This window comes from Isoptericola croceus (assembly GCF_029382255.1).
Taxonomy (GTDB): domain Bacteria; phylum Actinomycetota; class Actinomycetes; order Actinomycetales; family Cellulomonadaceae; genus Isoptericola; species Isoptericola croceus.
This window is the reverse complement of the sequence record NZ_JARLLG010000001.1, coordinates 743736-770154: the sequence shown is the minus strand read 5'-3', so window position 1 is coordinate 770154 and position 26419 is coordinate 743736. Positions and strand designations below refer to the sequence as shown.

Annotated in this window: 22 protein-coding genes, 3 tRNA genes and 1 riboswitch; of the genes, 2 read left to right on the top strand and 23 right to left on the bottom strand. The window is 72.2% G+C overall.

Translation table 11 applies throughout. The features are described from left to right. Window positions 1-53: 53 nt before the first annotated feature. Window positions 54-1349, bottom strand: a complete 1296-nt coding sequence (locus PZC42_RS03540; protein WP_368860248.1) for an MFS transporter — start codon at window positions 1347-1349, stop codon at window positions 54-56. Window positions 1350-1432: 83 nt separating this feature from the next. Here PZC42_RS03540 and PZC42_RS03535 point away from each other — a divergent pair, with 83 nt between their 5' ends. Then, window positions 1433-2509 (top strand): LacI family DNA-binding transcriptional regulator, encoded by a 1077-nt coding sequence (locus PZC42_RS03535; RefSeq protein WP_277208466.1) that lies wholly within the window; start codon window positions 1433-1435, stop codon window positions 2507-2509. Window positions 2510-2551: 42 nt separating this feature from the next. On the opposite strand, the gene PZC42_RS03530 is transcribed toward PZC42_RS03535, so the two are convergent. The 12 genes from PZC42_RS03530 to PZC42_RS03475 form a co-directional block, all read right to left on the bottom strand. Further along, complete coding sequence (locus tag PZC42_RS03530) at window positions 2552-3142, bottom strand: GNAT family N-acetyltransferase (protein WP_277208462.1); 591 nt, start codon at window positions 3140-3142, stop codon at window positions 2552-2554. Further along, a complete protein-coding gene (locus tag PZC42_RS03525) occupies window positions 3139-5289 on the bottom strand; it encodes a penicillin acylase family protein (protein ID WP_277208459.1) in 2151 nt (716 codons plus the stop codon). Before PZC42_RS03525 ends, PZC42_RS03530 begins: the two co-directional genes overlap by 4 nt. Next, window positions 5286-7757 carry a GNAT family N-acetyltransferase gene (locus PZC42_RS03520; RefSeq protein ID WP_277208457.1) on the bottom strand — a complete coding sequence of 824 codons (2472 nt, stop codon included), beginning with the start codon at window positions 7755-7757 and terminating at the stop codon, window positions 5286-5288. Before PZC42_RS03520 ends, PZC42_RS03525 begins: the two co-directional genes overlap by 4 nt. Next, window positions 7754-9169 carry a lysine N(6)-hydroxylase/L-ornithine N(5)-oxygenase family protein gene (locus PZC42_RS03515; RefSeq protein WP_277208454.1) on the bottom strand — a complete coding sequence of 472 codons (1416 nt, stop codon included), beginning with the start codon at window positions 9167-9169 and terminating at the stop codon, window positions 7754-7756. The genes PZC42_RS03520 and PZC42_RS03515 overlap by 4 nt, the downstream gene beginning before the upstream one ends. Continuing rightward, entirely contained in the window at window positions 9166-10746 is a 1581-nt protein-coding gene (locus PZC42_RS03510; protein WP_277208452.1) for a pyridoxal phosphate-dependent decarboxylase family protein, read from the bottom strand. Before PZC42_RS03510 ends, PZC42_RS03515 begins: the two co-directional genes overlap by 4 nt. Before the next feature lie 327 nt (window positions 10747-11073). Beyond that, window positions 11074-12807, bottom strand: coding sequence for a phosphomethylpyrimidine synthase ThiC (gene thiC / locus PZC42_RS03505; protein ID WP_277208449.1), 1734 nt, complete (start codon window positions 12805-12807; stop codon window positions 11074-11076). Beyond that, window positions 12803-12908, bottom strand: a riboswitch (TPP riboswitch). It overlaps the preceding gene by 5 nt. 70 nt (window positions 12909-12978) lie before the next feature. Next, window positions 12979-13410 carry a MaoC family dehydratase gene (locus tag PZC42_RS03500; protein WP_277208446.1) on the bottom strand — a complete coding sequence of 144 codons (432 nt, stop codon included), beginning with the start codon at window positions 13408-13410 and terminating at the stop codon, window positions 12979-12981. Next, window positions 13410-13886 (bottom strand): FAS1-like dehydratase domain-containing protein, encoded by a 477-nt coding sequence (locus PZC42_RS03495; protein WP_438802895.1) that lies wholly within the window; start codon window positions 13884-13886, stop codon window positions 13410-13412. Before PZC42_RS03495 ends, PZC42_RS03500 begins: the two co-directional genes overlap by 1 nt. A 30-nt stretch (window positions 13887-13916) precedes the next feature. Further along, window positions 13917-14087 (bottom strand): 50S ribosomal protein L33, encoded by a 171-nt coding sequence (gene rpmG, locus PZC42_RS03490; RefSeq protein ID WP_106267369.1) that lies wholly within the window; start codon window positions 14085-14087, stop codon window positions 13917-13919. Between the two features lie 94 nt (window positions 14088-14181). Continuing rightward, window positions 14182-14258: transfer RNA gene (locus tag PZC42_RS03485), tRNA-Met, on the bottom strand. Between the two features lie 64 nt (window positions 14259-14322). Beyond that, window positions 14323-14395: transfer RNA gene (locus tag PZC42_RS03480), tRNA-Thr, on the bottom strand. A gap of 117 nt (window positions 14396-14512) precedes the next feature. After that, window positions 14513-14594, bottom strand: a tRNA-Tyr gene (locus PZC42_RS03475). Window positions 14595-14700: 106 nt separating this feature from the next. On the opposite strand from PZC42_RS03475, the gene rarD reads away from it, so the two are divergent. Beyond that, on the top strand, window positions 14701-15651 hold the full coding sequence (rarD, locus tag PZC42_RS22470) for an EamA family transporter RarD (RefSeq protein WP_277208442.1): 951 nt from the start codon (window positions 14701-14703) through the stop codon (window positions 15649-15651). A gap of 21 nt (window positions 15652-15672) precedes the next feature. On the opposite strand, the gene PZC42_RS03465 is transcribed toward rarD, so the two are convergent. From PZC42_RS03465 to PZC42_RS03420, 10 genes are all read right to left on the bottom strand, one after another. Then, on the bottom strand, window positions 15673-16374 hold the full coding sequence (locus tag PZC42_RS03465) for a hypothetical protein (protein WP_277208440.1): 702 nt from the start codon (window positions 16372-16374) through the stop codon (window positions 15673-15675). A gap of 49 nt (window positions 16375-16423) precedes the next feature. Further along, on the bottom strand, window positions 16424-17212 hold the full coding sequence (locus tag PZC42_RS03460) for a hypothetical protein (protein WP_277208437.1): 789 nt from the start codon (window positions 17210-17212) through the stop codon (window positions 16424-16426). Continuing rightward, window positions 17212-17685, bottom strand: coding sequence for an LpqN/LpqT family lipoprotein (locus PZC42_RS03455; RefSeq protein WP_277208434.1), 474 nt, complete (start codon window positions 17683-17685; stop codon window positions 17212-17214). The genes PZC42_RS03460 and PZC42_RS03455 overlap by 1 nt, the downstream gene beginning before the upstream one ends. A 32-nt stretch (window positions 17686-17717) precedes the next feature. After that, window positions 17718-18893 carry a hypothetical protein gene (locus PZC42_RS03450; protein WP_277208431.1) on the bottom strand — a complete coding sequence of 392 codons (1176 nt, stop codon included), beginning with the start codon at window positions 18891-18893 and terminating at the stop codon, window positions 17718-17720. Window positions 18894-19029: 136 nt separating this feature from the next. Beyond that, entirely contained in the window at window positions 19030-19314 is a 285-nt protein-coding gene (locus PZC42_RS03445; RefSeq protein WP_277208421.1) for a WXG100 family type VII secretion target, read from the bottom strand. A gap of 125 nt (window positions 19315-19439) precedes the next feature. Beyond that, window positions 19440-19661 (bottom strand): hypothetical protein, encoded by a 222-nt coding sequence (locus tag PZC42_RS03440; protein WP_277208429.1) that lies wholly within the window; start codon window positions 19659-19661, stop codon window positions 19440-19442. Further along, complete coding sequence (locus PZC42_RS03435) at window positions 19658-20461, bottom strand: hypothetical protein (protein ID WP_277208427.1); 804 nt, start codon at window positions 20459-20461, stop codon at window positions 19658-19660. The genes PZC42_RS03440 and PZC42_RS03435 overlap by 4 nt, the downstream gene beginning before the upstream one ends. Beyond that, a complete protein-coding gene (locus tag PZC42_RS03430; protein WP_277208424.1) occupies window positions 20458-21423 on the bottom strand; it encodes a hypothetical protein in 966 nt (321 codons plus the stop codon). The genes PZC42_RS03435 and PZC42_RS03430 overlap by 4 nt, the downstream gene beginning before the upstream one ends. A gap of 112 nt (window positions 21424-21535) precedes the next feature. Continuing rightward, window positions 21536-21820, bottom strand: a complete 285-nt coding sequence (locus tag PZC42_RS03425) for a WXG100 family type VII secretion target (RefSeq protein ID WP_277208421.1) — start codon at window positions 21818-21820, stop codon at window positions 21536-21538. Between the two features lie 119 nt (window positions 21821-21939). Continuing rightward, the gene (locus tag PZC42_RS03420; protein ID WP_277208419.1) at window positions 21940-26418 is read right to left on the bottom strand and encodes a type VII secretion EssC family protein; all 4479 of its coding nucleotides are present in this window, start codon (window positions 26416-26418) and stop codon (window positions 21940-21942) included. Between the last annotated feature and the right edge of the window lies 1 nt (window position 26419).

Genomic DNA, 26419 nt, shown 5'->3' with positions numbered 1-26419 from the left:
TGGCATCGATGCTATCAGTGCTTGGCAGGCGCGCAAGGTCCCCCGCGCCGTCGTTACGCAGCCTCGCTCGGCACCGACACGTCCTCCCGCGGCGGCCTGGCAGCGCCGGCGACGAACAGCGCCAGCACCAGCGGCGCGGCCAGGACGAGCAGCGCGAGACGGTAGCCCGTGACGTCCGCCAGGAAGCCGATGAGCGCGGGGCCGACGAAGAACGCCGAGTAGCCGATGGTCGCCACCACGGACACCCGCAGCGCGGCCCGGGCAGGCTCGTCCGACGCTGCCGACATGCCGAGGGGGAAGCCGAGCGCCGCGCCGACGCCCCACAGGGCGACGCCCACGAGGGCGAGCGGCAGGCTCGGCACCAGGGCGAACAGCAGCACGCCCGCGATCGCCGACGCGCCGGAGGCGCGCAGCACCCAGACCCGGCCGAGCCGGTCGATCAGCCGGGTGCCGGCGAGCCGCGTGATCGTCATCGCACCGAGGAAGATCGCGAGCGCCGTCGCGCCGAGCTCCTCCGGTGCGTCGAACCCGTCGACGACGGCCAGCCCGACCCAGTCGTTGGCGGCGCCCTCGGTGAGGGCGGCGCCCAGGACGACGAGCCCGACCAGCAGGGTGCGCGGCTCGCGCCACGTGGCGAGCGTGTCCTTCAGGCTGTGACCGTGCGACGGCTCGACGGCCGCGGCCGGGTCGGCGACCGTGTCCTGCGCCCCGGCCAGCGAGGTCTGCGGGCCGGCGTCGTGGGCAGGCAGGAACGCGCGGACGCACAGGGCGACGACCACCGTGTACAGCACGACGACGCCCGTGAGGTGCCAGAGCAGGTCGACGCCGAGCCGGATGACGCCGGCACCGACCGCCGCACCGACGAACGTCCCCACGGAGAAGGCGGCATGGAATCGCGGCATGATGGCGCGCCCCAGGCGCTGCTCGACGGCCGCACCCTCGAGGTTCATCGCCGCGTCCCACACGCCGACACCGACCCCGGCGACGAACAGTCCGGCCCGCACCCACAGGTGCTCCGCGGCGCCGACGCCGAGGACCGCGACCGTGTAGCCCACCGCGGAGACGGCGGTGAAGAACAGCACGGCACGGCCGGCACCGATGCGCGAGGTGATCATGCCGGAGACGGGCAGCGCGATGATCGAGCCGACCGAGGCAGTCAGCAGCAGCACCCCCATCTGGGAACCGCTGTAGTCGAGGCCGGCCTGCACGGCGGGGATGCGGGAGAACCACGTCGCCATGCCGAACCCGGCGGCGGCGAAGACCCCGAGGACTGCCCAGGTGGCGGAACGCAGACGGCGCTCGGCGGCCGCAGGGACAGAGGTGTTCACGACACGACGATCCCGGAGCATCGACCATCGGTCAAATCGTTTCGAGCATTGGGGGTACCGCACCGATAGGCTGGCGGCCCGCACCGCCGGCCGGAAGGAAGCGCATGGGCCGCACACCAGGCAGCCGCCCGACCCTCGCCCGGGTCGCCGAGCACGCCGGGGTCTCCGTGTCCACGGCCTCGCTCGCCTTCTCCGGGGCCGGGCCGATCACCGGTGAGACCCGAGACAAGGTGCTCACCTCCGCCGCCGCGCTGGGGTACACCGGCCCCAACCCGCTGGGACGGCAGCTCCGACGAGGGCGCTCGGGCATCGTCGGCGTCGTCATCGGCGACCATCCGGGCCGTGCCTTCCGGGACCCCGTCGCCGTCCAGGTGCTCGACGGCCTGGTCGACGTGCTCGGGACGCAGGGGCTCGGCGTCCTGCTGATCCCCGGCGTCAGCGGCTCCGTCGACGGTGTGGACCCCCTGCTCGAGACCGCGGCCATGGACGTGGCGGTCCTCGTCTGGGGCGTGCTCAGCGACGACCCGACCCTGGCGGCCCTGCAACGCCGCAACGTCCGCGTCGTCGTCGGCGACGGACGCCCCGTCGACGGGGCACCGCTCGTGACCATCGACGACCGCGGCGGGATCGCCGAGGCCGTCCGGCACCTCGTCGCTCTCGGGCACACGCGCATCGCCGAGATCGCGCTGCCGTTCGGCCACGGCGAGCGGTCGGGGCCGGTCGACGCCACCCGGCTGACCCGGGCGGACCGCACGCCCACGGCGAACCGGCTCGCGGGCGTGCGGGACGCCGTCGACCCGGTGCTCACCTGGGAGACCCCCGCCTCCCTCGTCGAGCACGGTCGCGACGCCGCGACGGAGATCCTGTCCACCTGGGTGCCGGCAGCGGAACGCCCGACGGCGATCGTGGCGCACTCGGACCTGCTCGCGGCGGGCGCCGTCATCGCCGCGCGCGAGCTCGGCCTGCGCATCCCCGAGGACGTCTCGATCGCCGGGTTCGACGGGCTCGACCTGCCCTGGCTCTCCCCCGACGTGCTCACCAGCGTCCACCAGCCGTTGCGGGAGAAGGGCGCCGCCCTCGGGCAGGCCGTCATCGACCTGCTCGCGGGCGAGGAGGCCCGCACGGTGACGCTGCCGGTGGGCCTGACGATCGGCACGACGACGGGGCCTGCACCGGAGTAGCGCTACCTCACGCCGTCGTGCGCTATCTCGCGCCGTCGTGCGCTATCTCGCGGAGGGCCCCGCGAGCGCGAGCGCGCGGTCCCGGGTCAGGAAGGCCAGCATCGCGTCCTTGGGACCGTGCGGGGACTCGAAGTGCACCTCGCCGGCCGGTTCGAACCCCAGCGCCACCATCCGCGCGAGGGCGGGCCGGTTGCGCACGTCGGGCTCCACCACGATCCGCTCGACGGCCGGCCGCGAGAACACGAACCCGAGCAGCGCCGGTCCGAGCACCTCCCACCCCACGGCGTCGCCACACTTGAAGAAGTGCACGCCGACGTCGCCCGGCAACGGCTCGTACGCGGCGGCGACCGGGTCGTCCTGCGGGTGGTAGAGCTGGACCAGCGCCACCGCCTCGCCGTCGGCGCGCAACAGGTACGCGTGGTGGGTGGGCAGCGACTCGACGAACTCGTAGGTCGCCCGGAGCTCCTCGGGAGCGAGGTCGCCGAGCCCGAAGAACCCGGCGTGCGGCCCGGTCACCCACGCGTGCAGGACGTCGAGGTCCGCGACCGGGTCGAGCACGTGCACCGAGAGCCGTGCGGCATCGTCGCGCCACACCTCCTGCCCGCGGGTGCCCTCGTGCAGCCGTTCCGTCATGCCGTCTCCCAGGTCTCGGGACGCAGTCGCGTCCAGTCGGTCTCGGTCTCGTGCGTGCCGGCCGTCGCCCACTCGGCGTGCTGGTCCGCGAAGTGCTCCGACCGCGGGTCGCCGCTCGCCCCGAACGGCACGCTCCACCGGCTGCGACGGCGGTCGGACAGGTCCCACACCCACCGCGCCACCGAGCCTCGCCACGACGCCGTGGAGACGCCGGGCACCGACCCCGTGCAGCACACGGTGTCCGCCGCCCCACCGAGCGGCACGCGCAGCGCGGCGGGAACCCGTGGCACCTCGGCCGGGTCGACGCCGGTCGCCTCGGCCAGCCCGTGCAGCGGCAGCACCGGGTGCAGCTCGCCCCAGGTCACCTCGGCGCCGTCCCGGCTCCCGGTCACCTCGGCCAGGGCGGCGCTGGCCTCGGCGGTCGCCTCCACCGGCGGGTCCCACGCGGCGCCGGCACGCAGGAGGGGGGCCAGCTCCCCCGCCACCCTCGCGACCACGTCGCACCACGGGTCGAACAGGGCAGGCAGTCCGGGCGGGGCGTGCACCGCGCCCAGTGCCGGGTGGGCCGCCACCCGGCGGGCCAGCGCGTCCCGCCACCGCACGAACAGCGCCGCGTCGCGCGACCCGGCGTCCATCCGCGCACCGGCCGCGGCCCAGTCGCGCAGCCGCGCGGCGGCCGGACCGACGCCGGGCCCGGCCGCGCCGTCAAGCCACCGCACCAGCTCGGCCGCCCCGCCGTCGGACACGTCACCGAACACCCGCGACTGACGGTCCGGCTGCTCACCGGACTCCTCGGGCGACACGAGCAGGGCACGGATCCGCTCGCCACGGTGCGGGGCGTAGGCGTACCCGAGATCGGGCACCCGCCCGTCGCCGTCGGGGCGGTCGTTCGCATCGACGAAGACGTCGCCAGAACTCTCCGTCATCGCCACCGGCACCCCCGGAGTACGCCACGACGGCGGCCGCCAGCCAGGCCCGACGGCGTGCGGCAGCACCCGCTGGGCCCGCGGGCGATCGGGCACGCGGCCCGCGGTGAGGCTGAGCACCGTGCCGGAGGAGTCGGCGGTCAGCACTCGGTTGACCGGGTCGACCCAGCCGCCGAACGCCTCGGCGACGTCATGAGCGGTGCGGGCGCGCAGCAACCGACGCCAGGCGGCGACCCCGGCGTCGGCGTCGACCCGCACGGGCCAGCGCACCGCGTGCCGGTCCGTGACGAGCGGGCCGCGCTCGGTCTCGGTCCAGGTGACCTCGACGTCCGCGGCGCCGCGGACCGGGACGGTCTCCGTCCCCGTGATGACCGCGCTGGCCGCGCCCGACAACGTGTCCGGCGTCTCGACGAACAGCTCGACGTGATGGGCCATCGCGTTGGTGATGCCCCACGCGACTGATCCGCCCGCACCGGGACCGCCGTCGGGCACCTGCGCCTGGCCGAAGTGCAGGATGCCGGGCACCCCGGGAAAGGCGAGCCCCACCACGTCGTACTCGTCGCAGGCCAGCCGGACCTGCTGGTAGACGCCCGGCAGCTCGAGCAGCCGGTGCGGGTCGCCGGCGAGCAACGGGGCCCCGCTCTCGGTCCGCGACCCCGCGAGCGCCCACGCGTTGGACCCGGACGACGGCCCGACCTCGCGGCCACCGGTCGCCCCGAGCAGCACGTGGTCCGGACCAAGGCGGCGGGCGACGTGCTCACGCCACAGCAGGTGCGGCCACCCGCCGAACAGGACGTGGTGGGTCAGGAACACCCCGATCGGCGCCCAGTCCGGCCACGGGGTGTGCTCCGGGAGCTCGCCCGGCACCCCACCACCGGTCGCCAGGACGGCGAGCTCGGGCACGTGGCGCCCGCCGTCCACCAGCCCGGCGTTCACGCCCGCCGTGTACGCGGCGAGCCACTCCCGCTCCGGCCCGGCGAGCGCCGCGTGCACCCGCCGGGCGGTGTCGGCCAGGCGGACCCGCACGGCGAACCGGTCCCACTCGAGCCCGCCCGGCCCGTACCGCGCGGCGAGCCTGCCCTCGGCCCGCCAGCGGTCCGACTCGAGCTGCCACCCCCGGTCGCGCGCCGTGACGTAGCCCTGGCCGTAGGCGAGGTCCGCCTCGGTGGCGGCCCGCACGTGCGGCACCCCGCAGGCGTCGCGGAATGTCTCGAACCTCACCTGCGCCCCACCGGGTTCGCCAGCGTGCCGGCATAGATCAGCGAGCTCGACTGGTCGGCGAGGTCCACCATCTGCAGCGTGTTGCGCAGCTGGAGGCGGTTCAGGCACGAGTGCGCGAACCGGGTGGCACGCAGGTCCACCCCGGACTCGACGTCCGGGTGCTCGTCGTGGTGCCGGTCGATCGTCTCACCCACCAGGGCCCAGAACCGGTCCTCGCCGAGCACGCCGTCCACCGCGAGGATCCCGGCGAGGTGACGCAGCACGCCGTCGAACACGTCGGTGAAGATCGCGAGCGCCTTCTGGGCGTCGTCCACCGGAACGGTGATCCGGGCGATGTCGTCGGGCAACGTGCCGGCGGACCGGGCACGGTCGGACAGCACGGCGACCTCCTCACCGATGTCCTTCATGAACGCACGATGCACGACGCCGTCGCGCAGCACGAGCACCAGGTTCTCCCCGTGCGGCATGAACGCCAGGTCGTGGGCGCGCAGGCAGTGCACCAGCGGGTACAGGTAGGCGTCGAGGTAGGCGCGCAGCCATGCCTCGGCACTGATCCCGGAGGTGCGGACCAGTGCGGTGGCCAGCGCGGTTCCCGAGGCGTCGCGGTGCAGCAGGCTCGCCATGGTGGCCAGCCGCTCCCCCGGCGCGACGCGCGGCAGCGGCGACTCGCGCCACAGGGCGGCGAGCATCTTGCGGTGCGCGTTGGGCTGCGGGGTGCGGTGGTAGACGTCGCCCGTGTACCCGGCCGCGGCCAGCTCCCGCAGCACCCCGAACCCGGCGCCCGCGAGCGTCGCGTCACCGTCCACGAGCCGGGCCACCCAGTCGTTGATCGCCGGGGTCGCCCGCATGTAGGCCGGGCTCAGCCCCCGCAGGAAGCCCATGTTCTGGATCGCGAGCGCCACCTTGACGTAGTGCCGCCCTGGCCGGGTGCGGTTGTACATCGTGCGGATGGACTGCTGCGGGGTGTACTCGTCGGCGCCCGGTCCGAGCGGGACCAGGTCGCCGCGTGCGACGTCGGCCGCGAACGTGATCGGCAACCGGTGCTGCGCCTGCCACGGGTGCACCGGCAGGTAGAGGTAGTCGGCCGGGTCGAGGCCGCGAGCGCCCAACCGTTCGGCGAAGGCCGCCCGCTCGGCGCCGCTCAGCTCCGCGCGGTACAGCGCGTCCTCGCTCTGGCCCGCCCCGAGCGCCAGGTGGGTGTGCTCGCGGCGCGCGGCGAACCACTGCAGCCGCAACCGGCCGCTGCGCTCGGGGGCGAAGGCCTCGTAGTCGGCCAGCGAGAAGCCGATGCGCCCGTTGTTCGCGAGGAACCCGGGGTGCCCCTCGCTCATGGCGCCCTCGACGGCCTGGAACGTCTCCGCGGTACGACGGCGGTCCTCGCCCTCGTCGTCGCCCGCCTCGGCAGCCAGCCCGGCCACCAGGCGCGCGACGTCCGGGGTGGTCCCGGCCAGCTCCCGGTCCCGCTTGGCCATCGCCGCGGCCAGGGTGCTGGAGAGCTCCTCCAGGTAGGTGGCGAGCAGGTCGTCGGGGACCTGCAGCAACGGCTGCAGCTCGGCGACCAGGTCCAGGACGTCGACGGGGCGCGTGGTCCCGTCCGGCACGGTCCGGGTGATCGTGGCCGGGTCCACGACCCAGTGCTCCAGGGCTAAGGTGCGGGCCGCGAACGTGTAGGTCACGTCCTCGAGCTCGAGGCGGTACCTGCCCGGGCCGTCCGCCCGCGGGGCGAAGAGCCGTTCGTGCGCGAGCTCGCCGAGCGCCTTGGCCGCCAGGTGCCGGTGCGCGTGCTCGGCGAGGTCCGGCCGCAGGTGCGGGGCGAGCGGTGCGCCGTCCCCCAGGGGAGACGCCGCGAAGTCGTCCCGCGTGCACACGCTCAGCGCGGCCCGCTTGGTGTGCCCGCCGTCGGTGACGTCCACCTCGCGCAGCACCCGGAACCCGGCCGCGGCGTTCTTGGCCGCGATCGCCGCGTTGGTGACGTCCGGCTCGACGACGACGCGCGCGCCGCCCAGTCCGCCGTCGCGCTCGTCGGCCAGGCAGAGGCGCACGACGGCGGACATCACGGCGTCGGTCAGCCCGCTGCGGCGTCGCTCCACCTCGTCCGGGAGCGGGGCGACCAGCAGGTGCATGCCGACGTCGCCCGGCTCGGCGGTGTGCACCGCGGTGAGCAGCACCCGGGCCGGATCGTACGTCTCGGTGTAGACCACGGGCTCCCCGTCGAGCCGGCCGAGCCAGCCGTGCTGCGCGTCGTGGGCGACCACCGCAGCGAGGTGGTCCCGCACACCGTCCACGTCGAGGTCGCCCATCGCCCAGGCCGACGACGCCGGGTGGGCGAGCCACTCCTGGACGATCGCCGCGTCGCGGGCCGGGGACACCGGGGTGAAGGTCAGGTCGCCCAGCCGGGTGGGGACCGAGAACGTGCCGGTACCTCCGGACGTGGCCGGCACGACGGCGGAGTCGGTCGCCGCGGTCATCGGGCCACCTCCGCGACCGCACCGGACGGCGTCGCCGTGGTGCCGCCGTCGGGCGCTGTGCCAGGCACGGCTGCCGGCTCCGCGCCCGGCAGCCCGAACTGCTGGAACGCGACACGGCGTTCGACCGCGTACGGCTCACGACCGGTGACCTTCGCGAGGACCACCGAGTTGCGCCACGGTCCGAACCCGAGGTCCGGGGCGGTGACGCCGTGCGTGTGCTCCTCCCCGTTCAGGGTGTGGAGGCGCCCGTCGGTGCTCACCGAGTAGTCCCGGGTGACGGCGAACCGGCCCTGCTCGTCCAGCAGCAGCCGGTCACGGACCGGGTCGAGGAGCGCGGGAACGCCGGACCCGTAGCCCGTGGCGGCCACGACCGCCCGGGTGCGGTGCTCCGTCGTGCGGCCGAGCTGCGCGTGCCGCAGCGTCAGCACGTACTCACGCCCGCCGTCGTCGGCCGGCTCGGCGCGCGCCGCGACGACCTCCGTGTCGGTGAGCAGCGTGGTGGGGACCTCGCGCCCCAGCGCGGTGCGGCGGTAGAGGGTGTCGTAGATGTCGTCGATCAGGTCACCGCTGATGCCCTTGTAGAGGTTGCGCTGCTCGCGGCCGACCAGGTCGCGCAGCTCCGGGTCGAGACCGTAGAAGTGGTCGGTGTACTCCGGGGACGTCATCTCGAGCGTCAGCTTGGTGTACTCCATGGGGAAGAACCGCGGCGAGCGCGTCACCCAGTCGAGCCGGTACGGCCCGGCGTCCTCGAGCAGGTCGCGGTACACCTCCGCGGCGGACTGCCCCGAGCCCACCACGGTCACCGCACCGCTCGCCCGCAGCGCGTCCCGGTGCGGCAGGTAGTCGGCGGTGTGGATCACCGGACCGGCATCCCCCACGGCCAGCTCGGCCAGCGGGGCGGGCAGCCGCGGCGTGGTGCCGACCCCGAGCACCACGTGGCGCGCGAGGTACTGCTCGCGGCGGGCGTTGACGCCCGGGGTGCCGGCGACGCCCTCGCCGTCAGCCACCTCCGCCGTGACCACGTACAGGTCGCGCGCGGCATCGTGCTCGACGGCGACCACGCGGCGCCCCCAGCGCAGGGTGTCGAGCTGCGCGGCCACCCAGCGGCAGTACTGGTCGTACTCGGCGCGCAGCGGGTAGAAGGACTCCCGGACGTAGAACGGGTACAGCCGGCCCGTCGCCTTGAGGAACGCCAGGAACGAGTACGGCGAGGTGGGGTCGGCCATCGTGACCAGGTCGGCGAGGAACGGCACCTGGATGGTGGCCCCCTCGATCATCATGCCGGGGTGCCAGCGGAACTCGGGCGCCTGGTCGAGGAACACGGCGTCCACGTCGGCCAGCGGGTCGGCGAGCGCGGCGAGGCCCAGGTTGAACGGTCCGATACCGATGCCGACGACGTCGTAGGTCCTCATCGCGCGGCCTCCGCGGTGTCGTAGCGGTCGAGGTGCGGGTGCACGTCCCGGCAGGGCGGTTCGTGCTCGTCGGCGAGCGCCTGCCCGGCCAGGAGGCCGTGCGCCGCGCCACGCACGAGGCCCAGGACGCGGCGGACGTCGTCGAGCGTGACGTCCGGGTTCAGCAGCGTGAGCTTGAGGCACGGGCGTCCGTCGAGGACCGTCTTGGCGACGCTCGCCCGCCCCGAGTCGAAGAGCACGCGACGCACGCGGGCCACGAGCGCGTCCGCCTGGGCGTCCGTGACGCCGTCGGGCTGATAACGGAACAGCACGGTCGACAGGTCGGTGCGCCCGACCAGGCGCAGCTCGTGGTCGCCGGCCAGGTCCGCGTGGACCGCGGCGGCCAGGTCGCAGACGGCGTCGACCATCTCACCGATCCCGTCGGCACCGACGGCACGCAGGGTCGCCCACAGCTTGAGGGCGTCGAAGCGGCGCGTGGTCTGCAGCGAGCGGTCGACCTGGTTCACCTCGACGTCGGCGGGGCCGTCCTCCGAGGCCGGGTTGAGGTAGTCGGCGTGCCACGCGGTGCGGTCCAGGTCGGCCGGCTCGCGCACCAGCACCGCGCTCGCGGAGACCGGCTGGAAGAACGTCTTGTGGAAGTCGACCGTCACCGAGCGGGCACGCTCGATCCCCTCCAGGAGGTGACGGCGCGCCCGCGAGACGAGCAGGCCACCGCCGTAGGCCGCGTCGACGTGCAGCCAGGCGTCGGTGGCGTCGCACAGGTCGGCGATCGCCCCGATCGGGTCGAGGCAGCCGCGGTCCGTGGTGCCCGCCGTGGCGACCACCGCCATGACGACGTCGCCGGCGCGTTCGGTCGTCGCGAGCGCCTCGGCGAGCGCGTCGGGGTCCATGCGGCCGTCGGCGTCGACGCCCACGGCGACCACCGCGTCGTCGGACAGGCCCAGCAGCATGGCGGACTTCGCCACCGAGAAGTGGCTGCTGCCCGTGGCGAGGATGCGGAGGCGGTCCTGCAGCCCGTGCCGCGCGACCCCCGTCAGGCGCGTCCCGTCCGGGCCGGTCAGCGCGCGTTCGCGGGCGGCCAGGAGCGCGTGGAGGTTCGACTGGGTCCCACCGGAGGTGAAGACGCCGTCCCCGGCGGCGAAGCCGATCCGTTCGTTCGTCCAGTCGATCAGGCGGCGCTCCATGAGCGTCGCCACGGTGGACTGGTCGTACGTGTCCACCGAGGTGTTGATCGCGGCGAGCATCGCCTCGGCGCCGACGGCCGGGATCGCCACGGGGCAGTTCAGGTGCGCCGCGTAGGCGGGGTCGTGGAACCAGACGGCATGGGTGGCGTAGAGGGCGGCGGTCTCGCGCAGGGCGTCGTCGGCGCCGATGCCGGGGGCGTCGAGGTCGACGGTGCCGACGAGCGCGGTCAGCTCCGCGTTGCTCGCGCCGCTCCAGGGCTGGTCGACCGCAGCGAGGCGGGCGGCGACGTCGTCGACGACGCGGTGGACGGTACGGGCGTAGGTTCCTGCCGTGCTGCTGTTCAAGAGCGCATCAGTGCAGGTCAGCGTCGCATCGGGCGGTGTGGTGGACACGTCCGGGTGCTCCTCGCAAAGAAGGGATATTTGGCCAGGCTAGCCTAACTTAGCCTCACCTAATCCCTCGGTCCAGACGAGCTGCCATCTGAGACCGCCGCACGCCCAGCGCGAGATAGCGCAGGCCGTGCGGCCAGCGCGAGGTAGCGCTCGGCGGAAACGTCAAAGCCGGGTGTGGGGTCTCGTGCACGGTCGTCAATCCCGAAGTGGAGGGCGCGCAGCGCCCGTGAACGCGACCGTGCACGAGACCCCACACCCGGCGGAGCGCTACCTCGCGCCCTCGAGCGCTACCTCGCGGGACGTTGCGCTACCGGGGTGGGGCGAGCGCTACCTCGCGGGGACGGTCGGGGTGGGGAGGTAGACCTCTCCCCCGGCGGCACGGAACTCCGCCGACTTCTCCGCCATCCCGACGATCGCCGCCTGGTCCTGGGCGTCGCCGAACTCGTCCCGGATGTCCTGCGAGATGCGCATCGAGCAGAACTTCGGCCCGCACATCGAGCAGAAGTGTGCCGTCTTGGCCGCCTCGGCCGGCAGCGTCTCGTCGTGGTACTCCTCGGCCAGCTCCGGGTCCAGGGAGAGGTTGAACTGGTCGCGCCAACGGAACTCGAACCGCGCCTTGCTCAGCGCGTCGTCACGCGCGGTCGCCCCGGGGTGCCCCTTGGCGACGTCCGCGGCGTGCGCCGCGATCTTGTAGGTCACGACGCCGGTGCGCACGTCGTCACGGTTCGGCAGGCCCAGGTGCTCCTTGGGCGTGACGTAGCAGAGCATCGCCGTGCCGTACCGGGCGATCTCGGTGGCGCCGATCGCCGAGGTGATGTGGTCGTACCCCGGTGCGATGTCCGTGACCAACGGGCCGAGCGTGTAGAACGGCGCGCCGTCGCAGAGCTCCTGCTGCCGCTCGACGTTCTCGCGCACCAGGTGCAACGGCACGTGACCGGGACCCTCCACCATCACCTGGACGTCATGCTCCCACGCCCGCTTGGTGAGCTCGGCGAGCGTGTCCAGCTCCGCGAACTGGGCGGCGTCGTTGGCGTCCGCGATCGAGCCGGGCCGCAGTCCGTCCCCGAGCGAGAACGCCACGTCGTACCGGGCGAAGATCTCGCAGAGCTCGTCGTAGTGCGTGTACAGGAAGTTCTCCTGGTGGTGCGCCAGGCACCAGCCCGCCATGATCGACCCGCCGCGCGAGACGATGCCGGTGACCCGGTTCGCCGTGAGCGGCACGTAGCGCAGCAGCACCCCGGCGTGGACCGTCATGTAGTCGACGCCCTGCTCGCACTGCTCGATCACGGTGTCCCGGTAGATCTCCCAGGTCAGGCGCGAGGCGTCGCCGTCGACCTTCTCCAGCGCCTGGTAGATCGGCACGGTCCCGATCGGCACCGGCGCGTTGCGCAGCAGCCACTCCCGCGTGGTGTGGATGTCGTCACCGGTGGACAGGTCCATGACCGTGTCCGCGCCCCACTTCGTGGCCCACTGCAGCTTTTCCACCTCCTCCGCGATGGAGGAGTGGACGGCGGAGTTGCCGATGTTCGCGTTGACCTTCACGGTGAACGCCTTGCCGATGATCATCGGCTCGGACTCGGGGTGGTTGACGTTGTTCGGGATGATCGCGCGGCCGGCCGCCACCTCCGAACGGACGAGCTCGACGTCGCACTGCTCGCGGATCGCGACGTAGCGCATCTCCGGCGTGACCTCGCCACGCCGGGCGTAGTGCATCTGGGTGACCTTGCGGCCCGGCGTGCTGCGACGCGGCCGGCGGCGCGCGCCCTGCCACTCGGCGGAGGCAGCCCCACGGCGGGCCGCGCCGCGGCCGTCGTCGGTCAGGGACCGCTCACGACCGGTGTACTCCTCGGTGTCCTCCCGCTCGGCGATCCACGCCGAGCGCAGGCCCGGGATCCCCTGCGTCGGGTCCCCTCCCGGGCCGTCGGTGCGGTAGATCCGCACCGGAGGGTTGGCCGACCCGTCGGGAGCGTCGGCCAGGGTGATCTCGGTGACCGGGACGGAGATCCCGGTCTCGATGTCGCGCTCGAAGGCGAGCGCGCGCGACGGTGCGTCGTGCGACATGTGTACTCCATCTTCCTACGCCGGCATGACCCGGTCAGGTTCGACGGTCCGGGCCGCATCAGCCCGATCTCAGCCCCTGCGTGAGGCTCCCGTGGGATCCCGGCCAACGTAGCACGCCACGACGGCGCGGTGCGGGGAGAAGGATGTGGGGAGAAAGGAGAAGCGAGGAGGTCAGGCGAGGCGCACGACGGCCTGAGCCCGCCCGAGGACCTTCACGTCCTCGTGGGAGACGGTGAGGTCGACCCGGGCCGTCCCGGCCTCGGGGTCGAGCGCGCCGATCGTCGCGACGACGTCGACGACGGCGGCACCGCGGGCAGGCACGGGCACCGGCTTCGTGAAGCGTGTGCCGTACCGGACGACCGCACCCGGGTCGCCGACCCAGTCCGTGACGACGCCGACGACGGAGCCCATCGTGCACATGCCGTGGGCGATCACCCCGGGGAGGCCGACCTCGACGGCGAAGCCCTCGTCCCAGTGGATCGGGTTGAAGTCACCGCTGGCACCGGCGTAGCGGACCAGGGTCGCGCGGTCGAGCTCGATCGTCCGGGTGGCGACGACGTCGCCCACCGAGAGTGCTGCCAGCTCGGGTCGCTGCGTGGTCATCAGGAGTCCTCCCCGCGGACGACCAGGCTGGAGGTGACCGTGGCGACGTGCTCGCCCGGCGCGCCGCCGTCGGGCGCCGCAGCGAAGACCTCGCAGCGCGTGGTGACCATGGAGATGCTCGCCCGCTGCGTGACGGAGTCGACGTGCAGGACCGTCACCAGCTCGTCACCGGCGACGATCGGGCGGTGGTGCGTGAACTGCTCGTCCGCGTGCACCACGCGGGAGAAGTCGATGCCCGCCGCGGGGTCGGCGACGTACTGGGACTCGGCGCGCTGTGCGATCACCACCGCGAAGGTCGGCGGCGCGACGACGTCCGGATAGCCGAGACCCCGCGCCACCACGGTGTCGTGGTGCGCGGGGTGCATGGCGCCGACGGAGGCGGCGAACTCGCGGATCTTCTCGCGCCCGACGGAGTACGGCTCGGTGACCGGGTACTCACGGCCGGCGAAGCCGGTGTCCGGCAGGGTGTTCGCCACGTCAGCGTGGAGTCTCGTGACGAGACCGCGTCAGCGGGTCTCGCGGTGAGCGGTGTGCTTGCCGCAACGCGGGCAGAACTTCGCCATCTCCAGGCGGTCCGGGTTGTTGCGACGGTTCTTCTTGGTGATGTAGTTCCGCTCCTTGCAGTCCACGCAGGCGAGCGTGATCTTCGGGCGGACGTCCGCGCTCTTGGAAGCCATGGTGTGTCACCTCTCGCGCCCCCGGAAGGCGCAACGTGCGTCAAGGATCTGGGTGGTTCGACGCCGGCCGTCGAACCGTGTGATGCCGTGTGGATGGTAGCGAGGGCGGGGCTCGAACCCGCGACCTCACGATTATGAGTCGTGCGCTCTGACCAGCTGAGCTACCCCGCCGCGCGTGACGCAGCGCGAGACCGTCCACCCGTTGTCAGGGAGGCGGCCCCGCGTCGTGTCACAGAGCCCCGAAAGGGATTCGAACCCTTGACCTTCTCCTTACCATGGAGATGCTCTACCGACTGAGCTATCGGGGCGCGGAGAGAACATTACACGGCCTCGGCGGTCCGGAGGAAATCCGGCTTCCGACGCCGCACCTGCACCCTCCCCAGGTGCCGGAGAGCACTCACCGAGATGAGGACTGCTCCGTGCGGTGGCAGGTGAGGGATTCGAACCCCCGAAGTCGATGACGGCTGATTTACAGTCAGCTCCCTTTGGCCGCTCGGGCAACCTGCCGAGCAAGGCCGCGGACGACCTTGCGGAGACAACCATAGCGGCCAGGTGCCCGCTGCGGAAATCCGTCCACCGTGGCACTGATCACGCCACGACATATCCTGCGCTGGTGACCACGACCACGACCCCTCCCGCGGCCCGCTGGGGCCTGCCGCTGGGGTTGGGAGCCTTCCTGTTGTGGGGCGCCATGCCCCTGTACTTCCCGCTCCTCGAGCCAGCCGGCGCGGTGGAGATCATCGCGCACCGGGTCGTGTGGTCGCTCGTGTTCTGCGTCGCGCTGCTCGCCGTCACGCGCACGCTGACGAGCTTCACCGCCGTGTTCCGCAGGCCCCGCACGCTGGGCGTCCTCACGGTCGCTGCGGTCCTCATCGTCGCCAACTGGGTGACGTACGTCTATGCCGTGCTCAGCGAGCACGTGCTCGACGCCGCACTGGGTTACTACATCAACCCGCTCGTGACCGTCCTGCTCGGTGTCGTGGCCCTGCGGGAACGGCTGCGCCCCGCCCAGTGGGTCGCGATCGGGTTCGGTGCGGCCGCGGTCGTCGTGATCTCCACGGGGGTCGGGGGCCTGCCCTGGATCTCGCTGGCGCTGGCGTTCTCCTTCGGCGCGTACTCGCTCACCAAGAACCGCGTCGGACGCACCGTCGGCGCCCTACCGAGCCTCGCCGTGGAGACCACGGTGGCCACCCCGTTCGCCCTGGCCTACCTCGCCTGGCTGACGGCCACCGGCGCCTCCACGTTCAGCCAGGAGGGCGTCGCGCACGCCCTGCTGCTCGTCTCCGCCGGCGTCGTCACCGGGGTGCCGCTGCTGCTCTTCGGCGCCGCCGCCCGCAGGTTGCCGCTGTCCGTGGTGGGGATGCTGCAGTACCTGACCCCGACGCTGCAGTTCCTGGTGGGCCTGCTGCTGTTCGGCGAGCACATGCCCCCGGCCCGCTGGGTCGGGTTCGGGCTCGTGTGGGTGGCCCTCGTCATCCTGACCGCCGACGGTGCGCGAGCGGCCCGTGCGACGCGGATGGCCGCCGTCGCAGCAGGTGCGACGGCGGCCGGACGGGTGGACTGACGGACCGGATGGACGGGTGTGTCAGCCTGCCGCGCCCTGCCAGTCGCCGTTGAGGTTGAGGTTCTGGTCGATGGTCGCCACGAAGTCCTGCGTGACGACCTCCTGGGCACCGGAGAGCTGGACGAGCGACGGGATGCCGTTGCCGTCGACGAGCGCCCAGACCACGGCCACGTACTGCTGACCGTCGGTGGTGTACGTGTACGAGGTGTTGGCCCGGCCCTCGTCGTCGCGCAGCGTCGTCACCGGGGCGTAGTTCTCGTCGGTGACGCCCTGGCCCTCGACCTTGCTGATGAACCAGCCGACCGCCTCCTCGGCGGACATCTCCGCCCCACCGGGCATGAACCCGATGCGGCCGGCGACACCGCCGCCGGCGTTCGAGAGCTGATGGACGTAGGACCAGCCGTCGGCGTCACCCAACGACTCCCAGTTGGCCGGGACGCGCGCCGCGATGTGCTCGGCGTGGACGGTCGCGAGCTCGGTCGCGGACTCCGGCGCATCACCCGCGTCCGCCGCAGCGCCCTCGCCATCATCCGTCCCGGCGTCCGTGGTGCCCTCGTCGCTCGCGGCCTCGGGCTCCTCGGACTCGGTGGACTCGGACGTCTCGGTGTCCTCGCCGACCTTCTCGATCTCACCGACCTCGAACGAGCACGCGGCCAGCGACGGGGCCACGACGAGCGCGGTGAGCGCCGCCGCCAGACGACGGCGGCTTCTGATGTGTTGCATGAAAATCCTCAGGTCGTATCGGGTGAGGTCTCGCAGGCGGTCCGGCGCTCTACTTCTCGAACAACCGAGCACCGAACCAGTCGAACCGTGGGCGCCAGCCGTGGTTGCGCAGCACCGTGAAGACCGGCTTCTTGGCGTCGGAAGGACGGATCGACACTGCACCCTCCCACGAGGTCCGCGGTCCCGTCGGGGTGGCGACGACGACCTCCCCGTCGGCGCCCTCGGCGAACGAGGCGTTCATCTGCATGGCGGTCTTGCCCTTCTTCCAGGTCCAGTTCTTGTGGACGAAGGGACCGCCGGGGTTGAGGGACGCACTCGTCTGCGACGTCCCGGAGTACTCGACGAACTTGTAGTGCGACGTCGTGGGGTCGAGCGTGAGCTCCATGCGCCACGCGTAGGCGACCTTCCCGCGGACGAACAGCATCTTCCAGCGCATCTCCTCCGACTTCCAGCGCACCTCGACCTGCACGTGATCAGCCGTCCGGTTCGCCTCGATCACATAGGGCAGGCCCTCACTGTTCATCGACAGGAGGTCTGCGACCACGCGGTCGACCGGCGATGGTGACCCGGCCGCCGCGACGACCTCCGGGACCTCGGCCTCCTCGCGGAGAGCAGCGATCTTGCGTCGGCCTCGGACGACCGTCCAGGAGGCTCGGACAGCAGCCAGGACGAAGACGGCAACCATCAGGCTGACCCCGAGCGCCGTCCGGTCGGTCAGGAAGGCCCAGATGACGACCGGCGCAACGGCCCAACCGCCGATGACCAGAGCAAGTCGCGTGACGACCGCGAACCGTGCCGCGGGGTCACGTGCAGAGCGGTCGGCCTGCTCCACCGGCATCAGGCGTCCACCGAGATGGAGTCCTGGATGGCGCGGATGGTGGGCCACACGTCCGTGGCCTGTCCACCCGCACACGTACCCGTCACCTCGACGAGGTCCCGGACGCCGTCGTGCTCGATCACGGCGATCCGCAGCGCCTGCGCGATCGTGCCGGTCTGCTCCGTGGTCCAGGCACCCTCGACCCGGGCGGCCGGGGCGCCGGCGAGCGTCGTCTTCGTCCGCCCGACCTCCTCGTACCCGGGGCTGGCCGCGAGCTTGTCGGCGGCCTGCTGGACCACGTCCTCGAACGTCTGCTCGGGTCGAAGACGCTGCATGACGACGACCACGTTCGGTCGAAACTCTCCGGCAGGGCGTTCCTGGCGGATGGCGAGCTGGGCCTGCGGGATCGGGTGGGCGGACCATCCGTCCGGGCAGTCCATCGTGACCCGCGGGTATCCCGGGAAGGTTTCGCTGGGGTAGGAGACTGTGCTCATGCTTCCATCCAATCAGTCGATGCCACGGCCGGTCACCACCAGCCGCCGGTGATGCCGTCGACGAGTCCGCCGCCGAGATCCGCGATCGCGGAGACCGTGTCCTTCGGGGAGACCTCGAAGGACACCGAGAAGCCGGCGCCGATACCCAGTGCAGCACCGAGCTCGAGATCGACGCCGACGCTGTCCATGCCGAAGTTCACGTCGGCGTCAGCCTTGATCCCGACGCCTGCGTACACCTCACCGCTGGCTCCTGCCGTCACGCCGGCCGCGGTGACCGAACCGTCGATCCCTGCCTCGGCCCCGGCGAAGGCGTCGAACCCGGCGCTCACACCGACACCGTGGGGGCCGATCGACGCTCCGACGTTCGCGTCGGCCCGCGCCCCGACCATCGCCTCGGCCGACCCGGCGGCAGCCAGGTGGTCTCCGTAGCCGACCTGACCGCTCGCGTTCGCACTGGCACCGACACTGACACCCGCGTTCGCCTCGGCCACCAGCCCGTTCTCCGAGATGCTCGCCGAAGCCCCCGCGTCGTAGCCGGCCCCGGCGGCCACCCCTGCCTCGCCGGACCCGTGGGCACCGTCCTCGGAACCGAACGAGCCGTCGACGCCCGCCTGGTAGCCGACGAAGCCACCCGTCTCGGTCTCGGCGAGCGTCTCGCCGATGTTCCCCTTCTCGGACGACGTGACCTTGTCGTCGGCGGTCATCTCGCCGCCGCGGTACTCGAACTCGTAGCTGCCCTCGCGGGCGTTCTCCGTCCGGTCGGAGTACCCGTCCCACCAGTTGCGGTCCGGGTCGTTCCTGTCCGTCGGCGATCGGAGAGGATCGGCGCCCGGGGAGGTCAGCGGGTTGCCGCCGTCGTCGTCGGATCCTCCGGAACCGGAAGCACCGTTGCCGGTGCCGCCACCACCACCGGTGCCGCCACCACCGGAGCCGCTGTCGTCCGAGGTGCGCTCCTGGTCGTCGGCGTTCTCCCGCACCTTCGACGCGACGTCGCGCAGCAGGTCGGCGGTGTTCCGGAGCCGGACGACATGGGTGTCCCCCCACTCCGCACGGAAGCCGTCTCCGTCCGGGCCCTCCCAGCCCTCGGGCCCCGGAACGGCGCCCTCTACCGTCGCGACGACCGTGTCCAGGGCGTCACCGCCCTCTGCGATCTTGTCAGCGAGCAGGCGCAGCGCGTCGATATCAGCGCCGTACATCCCTCCGCTCACAGCTCCTCCTCATGCCCGCCGCGCGTCGCGCCCGGGACCGTCCGTCCTCAGCCTGCCGCTGCCCCACCCAGGAGGGGTGCGGCACCACCTGGCACCGCACCCCTCACCAGCCCCCACCAGGGGGCACACCCACCGCTCAGTACGCGGTCGAGGTGTTCTCCTGCTGCGTGGCGTTGCTGTCCGCCGTCGTGGCGTAACCGTCCAGCGCCGCCGCGATCTCGTTCAGCTTCGCCGCGTGCGTCCCGTCCCACTCGTCCTGGAACTGCACCGCGTCCGGACCGTTCCACTCCGTCTGCGACATCTGGTTCGTGATCGTCGTCACCGACGTCCGCACGACCTCCGCCTGGTCCCGCAGAACCCCAGCCAGGCTCCGGACCGCCTCGATGTCAAGACCGAAGACGTTGCCACCCTCTGCAACCATGCCATGCTCCTTCACTCAAGGGCCGCCCCCTGCGGGACAACCACCTCATCGCTTCAACACCACGAACTCAACCAGAGCCCATGACAACAAGGAATGGGGAGCACTCCCCATCCTCCGACCAGCGTTCAGCGGTCGCCGCGGGAACGCCGTGCGCGGTCGCCACGACGCCGCAGCTCGCGGCGCTCCAGCGCCCGGTAGACGGCGTCGTATCCCGCGATCACCATCGCGACGATCGCGAGGACCCCCGCGATCATCGCGACCGGGACGAGGTCGACCACTGCACAGACCACCGCGACACCGATCAGGACCAGACCAGTGCCGAGGCTCCACCGCCCCAGCGCGCTCACGAGGAGACCAGCTCCTCGGGCAGCGCCCGCAGACCTCGCGGCCCCACTTCTTGCAGGACGTAGGACGCCGGCCCGCCCGCCGCGTCACGGCCCTCGCCACGCAGCACGTGCACTCCGTGCGGTCCGGCGTAGACCGACGCGTTGACCAGGAAGTCCTGCCCCTTACGGACGGCCGAGACGACGGACACCGCCACCGCATCCTTGAGCTGCGGGAGCTCCGGAGCCTGTGTCGGCAGCGCGTCGGCGGGAATCGTCGTCGCCTTGCCACCCATCACCGCAACCCCCGTCGGATCCAGGAATGCCTCCCACCGTTCACCGAGGTGATCGAACGGGTAGACCGAGAAGGCGTGGTGCCCCGAGTCGGAGATCTCCTCTTCCAGCACGACCTTCGACCCGTCCTCGTCGTGCACGTAGGCAAAGGCCCAGTGCTTCCCTCCGGACGTCGTGCGCTCGGCGGAGAGGATCTCCTGCGCCGTCCGACGCAAGACCAGGGGGCCGGTGATCCCGGGGTGCGCGGTGATTCGGACCGAGCCGTCGGTGACGCTGGCCGGCAAGACCATCTCGCGGGCGAGGAGCGAACGGAGCGCGACCCGCCCGACGAGTGACCTGTCAGCGCCTTCCTGCGCCTCGAGCCACGGTGTGGGCACGAGCTGATCGTGCTCCAGGCCATCGAGGATGACGACCTCCTCGTCGGTGAGGATGACGATGGGCACTGCCTCCCCGGCCCGCGCTTGCTCCAACGTCTTGCGAGCCGCCGCCACATCGTCCGGCGAGAATCGCATCGGGTCAGGTCCGGTCATGAGAACAAGCCTCCCACGAAGTCCCCGACCGCCGACGCGCCGTCGCTGAGCGCGCTGCCGACGTTGCTCACCGCATCACTGGCAAAGTCAGTCACGTTGTCCCAGCCGTCCGCCAGATAGGGCAGCGGATCGCTGGCGAAGCCTGAGATCGCGTCCCAGTTGTCGATCACCAGGTTCGTCAGCTCGTAGGCTCCGACGACGAGCCCTGCACCGACCACGATGCCGATCCCCACCGGGCCCGTGAAAGCCGCCGCACCAAGGAACATCCCGACGGTCGCCACACCACCGACCGCGGCGACACCGCCCATCGCGCGATCGAGACCACCGCGCCATCCGTCGTAGCGCGGGTTGAACATCTGGTGGATGCCCCCGATGGCGCCGAAGGCGCCGCCGGCCACCCCTGCGAACCTGCCGAAGGTCCCCAGCTTGCCCAGGATGCCCATGCCGTCCTGCAGCATGAAGCTCCGCATGAAGGCCGACGCGCTCGACGCAGCCTGGCCGACCCCGTTCAGCGCCCTGGAATAGTTGAGGAGGTTCTGCCCGTACTTGAATGCCTTCCACGCGGCAGCGCCGAACCCGACGAGCGCTGCCCCGGGGGCGAAGAGGTCGAAGAGGTCACCGTCGGTCCCGCTCGCGCTACCAAGCGGCTCGGCCGGACCGCCAGGACCGTCACCGCCGGCCCCACCGTCCGCCGCGGAGGTGCGTTCCTGGTCGTCGGCGTTGTCACGTACCCGTGCCGCGACGGTGCCGAGCATGCCTGACGCCTCGCGGAGGCGCACTGCATGAGTGGTCCGCCACTCGGCACGGAACTGGTCGCCGTCGACCCCGCCCCAGACATCCGTGCTGGGCAGGACCGCATCGACCGTGGTGACCACGGAGTCCAACGACGTGCCACCCTCTGCGATCTTGTCAGCGAGCAGGCGCAACGCCTCGATATCGGCGCCGTACAGACCTGCGCTCACAGCTCCTCCTCATGCCCTGCCGCGCACCGCGCCCCGGGCTCCCCACCTCGACGACATCCGACGCCGAAGGGGTACGGCCCCGCCGCACCCCTTCGGCCCCTGCACCTCCGCGTCAGTACGCGGTCGAGGTGTTCTCCTGCTGCGTGGCGTTGCTGTCCGCCGTCGTGGCGTAACCGTCCAGCGCCGCCGCGATCTCGTTCAGCTTCGCCGCGTGCGTCCCGTCCCACTCGTCCTGGAACTGCACCGCGTCCGGACCGTTCCACTCCGTCTGCGACATCTGGTTCGTGATCGTCGTCACCGACGTCCGCACGACCTCCGCCTGGTCCCGCAGAACCCCAGCCAGGCTCCGGACCGCCTCGATGTCAAGACCGAAGACGTTGCCACCCTCTGCAACCATGCCATGCTCCTTCACTCAAGGGCCGCCCCCTGCGGGACAACCACCTCATCGCTTCAACACCACGAACTCAACCAGAGCCCATGACAACAAGGAATGGGGAGCACTCCCCATCCCACACATCACTCCGGCAGAGCGACGTGGATCTTGGAGGCCCGGCCGGCCGTGATGAGGAATCCCCGCCCGGGCGGGAAGTCCTTGCGGCGCATGCGGCCGAGCCCGGTGTTCATCAGGACGTCGCCGTCCGTGTCACCCGGGGTGAGCAGGATGCCGTTACGACCGGACTTGAACGGCCCCGCCAGGGTGAACGCCTTGGACCAGGTCGACGTCTCCGACTCCCCGACCACGAGCTGTTCCTTGCGGACCGCCAGCTTGACGAACGCCTCCAGCGGCTTCTCCGCGGGCGTGCCCGTCAGCTCCGTGTAGTTCTCGATCATCACGGTGAGGCGGCCCGGCGTGACCCGGTCGTCCTGCAGCGCCGTGGTGAGCTCCTTGAGGAGCTCCACCACGGTCTCGGGGTCGGACGCCTGCTCGTCCCACAGGTCCAGCGCACCCAGGCTCGACCGGCGCGACGACAGGTACACCAGGCGGGTGCGCCCCGCCCGCCGCAACGTCGTCGCGAGGGTGACGAACGCCGTCGTGCGTCCGGACCCCGGAGGCCCGGCCAGCATGAACGGCGAACGCATCGGCAGGCCGACCGGTGCGAGGTCCAGGTCGCGCAGCCCGACGGTCGCGAGGTCCCCCACCGTCGGCGGCAGCGCGTCGAGCGCGAAGCTGTCGGGCAGCCTGGCCACCCCGGGCGCCTGCGGCGCACCCATCCGCCGCATGGTCTGCTCGAGCCGAGCCAGCTCGCGCGACTGCACGGCCCCGTTCGGCTCGCCCCCCAGCACGGCGATCTGCGCCTCCTGGCCGTACATGATCGCGCGGCCCGGCGGGGAGGCCGGGCTCAGCACGTCACGGGGGACGTTGAGCATCAGGTAGTCGTCCTCGCGGGCGAGACGGTGGACGATCCGCTTCTGCACCGTCGAGGTCAACGACGGCGGCACCGAGACCGCGCGGTCGCCCGACATCACCAGGTGGATCCCCACCGGGCGGCCGTCCGTCGCGAGCTGGGTGAACGCACCGAAGATCGAGAACCCCCGGGCCGAGGTCACCTCATAGGAGTCGCGGAAGTTCCCGATCCCGTCGACCATCACGAAGATCCGTGGTTCGTCGGGCCGGTCCGCGATCCGGCGGTACTCGTCGATGGTGCTCGCCCGCACCTCGGCGTAGCGGGCGGACCGCTCGTCGAGCAGCTCCGTCAGGCGGCGCATGAGGCGCGTGATGCGCTCCTCGTCGTCGCCGGAGATGACGGCACCGACGTGCGGCAGGTTCTCCAGCATCGACAGGCCGCCGGAGCCGCAGTCGATGCCGTACACCTGCGTGGGCCCGCCGCGAGCCGTGAGGCCCGCCGAGACGGCGACGGTGCGCAGCGTCGTGCTCTTGCCGGTACCACCGGCGCCGTAGACGGCCAGGTTGCCGTCCGCGTCCGGCTCGTAGTGCACTGTGGGCTGCGCCTGGGCGTGCGGGTCGTCGAGGACCCCCAGGAGCAGCCTCGCATCCGTACGCGGGTTCGGCAGCAACGCGAGGTCGTACGTGGCGGCCAGCTCCTCCAGCCACGGTTTGCGCGGAGCCGGCACCCCGGCGCTCGACGCCGCCTGCCGGATCGTCGCCACCATCCGGGCGATGTCGTTCGGTCCCGGGTCCCCGACCTCCTGACGTTCCGGGGCCGGCATCTCCCACCGGCGGCCCGTCCCGAAGTCCAGCTCCTCGACCTCGACCTGCGTCGGGTCCGGCTCGTCACGGGTCCACCCACCGGCATACCCGGTCTGGAACGTGGTGATGCGCCCCGGACCGGTCTTCGCCGCACCGCGACCGGGGATCGACGGGGAGAAGTGCGCCGCCATCTCGTCGTCGAGCACGTCCTTGGAGTCGGACTCGTCGGCCATGCGCAACGCGATCCGCAGGTTGGTGTTGGCGCGCAGGTTGTCCTTGATGACACCGGCAGGACGCTGGGTCGCCAGGATCAGGTGCAGGCCGAGGGAGCGCCCTCGCTGAGCGACGTCGACCACCCCGTCGACGAACTCGGGGACCTCGCCCACGAGCGCCGCGAACTCGTCCACGACGATGATCAGGCTGGGCGGCGCTTCCGGGTCCCCGGTCTTCTCCAGCGAGGCGAGGTCCTTCGCCTTCTTGCGGTTGAGCAGGTGCTCGCGGTAGTGCAGCTCGGCACGCAGGGAGGACAGCGCACGTCGCACGAGGTGCGGGGACAGGTCGGTCACCAGGCCCACCGTGTGCGGCAGGTCCACGCAGTCGGCGAAGGCGGCACCACCCTTGTAGTCCACGAAGAGGAACGTGACGCGGTCGGGGCTGTGCGCCGCCGCCATCCCGAGCACCCAGGACTGGAGGAACTCCGACTTGCCCGCACCGGTGGTGCCGCCCACCAGCGCGTGCGGCCCCTGCGTGCGCAGGTCCAGGTAGAACTCCTCGACGCCGTTGTGGCCGACGAGCGCCCGCAGGTCGGTCGGGCTCTTGCGCCGTACCGGCGGGGACCCGTCCCGCGGTGTGAGGGACAGGTTCTCCCGCCACCGCTCGACGACACCGGCGGCGTCCGAGCCGAGGTCCGTGCCGGCCAGCGCCAGGTAGGACACCGCGCGGGGCAGGTCGGACTCGTCCTCCACCGGTGCGCCGACGTCGACGACCGGCGACAGGATGCGCGCCACCTCGTGGGCCGTCGCCAGGTCCGCGGTCTCGCAGGCGACGGGGTACGTCAGCCGTCCGTAGTGCACCTCACCGGTCATCCCGTTCTCGTCGCGGGACTGCGGGTCGAGGAGCACGAAGGTCCGGCAGGCCGCCGGGAGCTGCTCCACGGTCGGGGCCACCCACACCACGTGCACGTTCGCGGCCGGACCCCGCTCGGCGAGGCGGACGAGACGCGACCGGTCGAGCGGGGCGTCGTCCTCGACCAGGACGACGACGGCGGGCAGCAGAGGCTTCGGCGAACGCTCCTCCCGGTCCTTCTCCGCGTCGCGCTCGCCCTCGAACGGTGGTGGACCGTCGAGCACGACCCCCCGGGACTCGATGAGCCCCTCGAGACGGGCGAGCAACGACGCGCCGCGCCCGGGGTCGCCGGCCAGGTGGTCGGAGGCCCCGAGCGGGCTGTGCGGCGAACCGGTGTGCGGCACCCACTGCAGCCACTCCCAGTCCTCGCGGGACCGGTGCGACGTGAGTGCGGTGACGACCACCTCGGCCGGGGAGTGCAGGGCGACGAGCTGCAGCAGCGCTGCGCGGGCGACCGACTCCACCGGCCCGCTGGGCCCGGCGAGCCCGACGTTCCCTCCGTACCGCAGGGCGGCGACGGTGGGGACGTCGTCGATGACCGAGCACCGCTCCTGGAGGTCCAGCACCATCTCCCAGTGCTCCGGGAGCGCCTCGTTCTCGCGGGGCTGGGCGAACTTCGTCCGGGACGGGGCGCTGCCCGTGCCGAGCCGGAGGGTGAGGAACCCGCGGTGCTCAGGACGGTGGGTCCACATCAGCCCGCCGAGCCGGCGCACGGCGTCGATCGCCTCGGCGAGGGCGGGCGCCTCGGCGCGCCGGACGGCGCGCTCCACGGCGTGCGTCTTCGTGACTCGTTCGCGGGTCGCCGCGACGGACTCCTCGAACAGCCGCGTCGCCTCCGCGAACTCCTTCTTCGCGTTGTGCTTGCGGTCCAGGTACATCGCGACCATGATCATCGGGCTCATGAACATGAACACGAGCATCCGCGGGTTCTGGAAGATCGCCCACAGTGCCAGACCCATGAGGGCGGGCACCATCATCGGCAGCCAGGGCAGCCCTCGCGGGGTCTTCGGGCGTGGCGGCTTGGGTGCCGCGATCTCCGTCTCGCCGAACCGTGCCACCACCCGCGGGGACCGGTTGAACTCGACCACCGGGCTGGTCGGTGCCAGGCTCGTCGACCGGTGCAGGCTCACGACGGACACGACGCTGCCGCCCACCGTCACGGTGTCGGACGACGTCAGCGCCGACCGCGTCATCCGCTGGCCGCCCATCACGAGCCCGTTCGCGGAGTCCAGGTCGTGGATCTCGACCTGCTCGCCCACGACGATCCGGGCGTGGCGCTTCGAGACCTGCGGGTCCTGGAGCCGGACGTCCATGTCACGGTCGCGACCGAGGTAGGAGGTGCCCACGGGCAGCTGGAACTCCCGGCCGGCGTCGGGCCCCTCCAGCACGCGCAGGACGGCGACGGCCGCGCCACGGTCCTGGCCGGGGTGGACGAACTGCTCCGAGACACGCACGATCGACACGGCGGAGCCCGACCGCAGGCCGGCCTGGACCAGGTCGCTGGTCGGGGTGAGCACGCGGCCCGCGGTGACGTTGCGCTGCGACGAACCGTCGCCGAGCACCTGCAGCGTGAGGTTCTCCGGCGCCGCCGCACCGTTGCGGGTCGGGTCGGCCGAGAACAGCACCTCGGCGACGTCCCGGACGGTGGCGGTGGCGTCGGCCGTGACCGCCACGTTCACGACCGACTCGTCCGGCCGGTTCAGGGTCAGCTTGATGCGCACG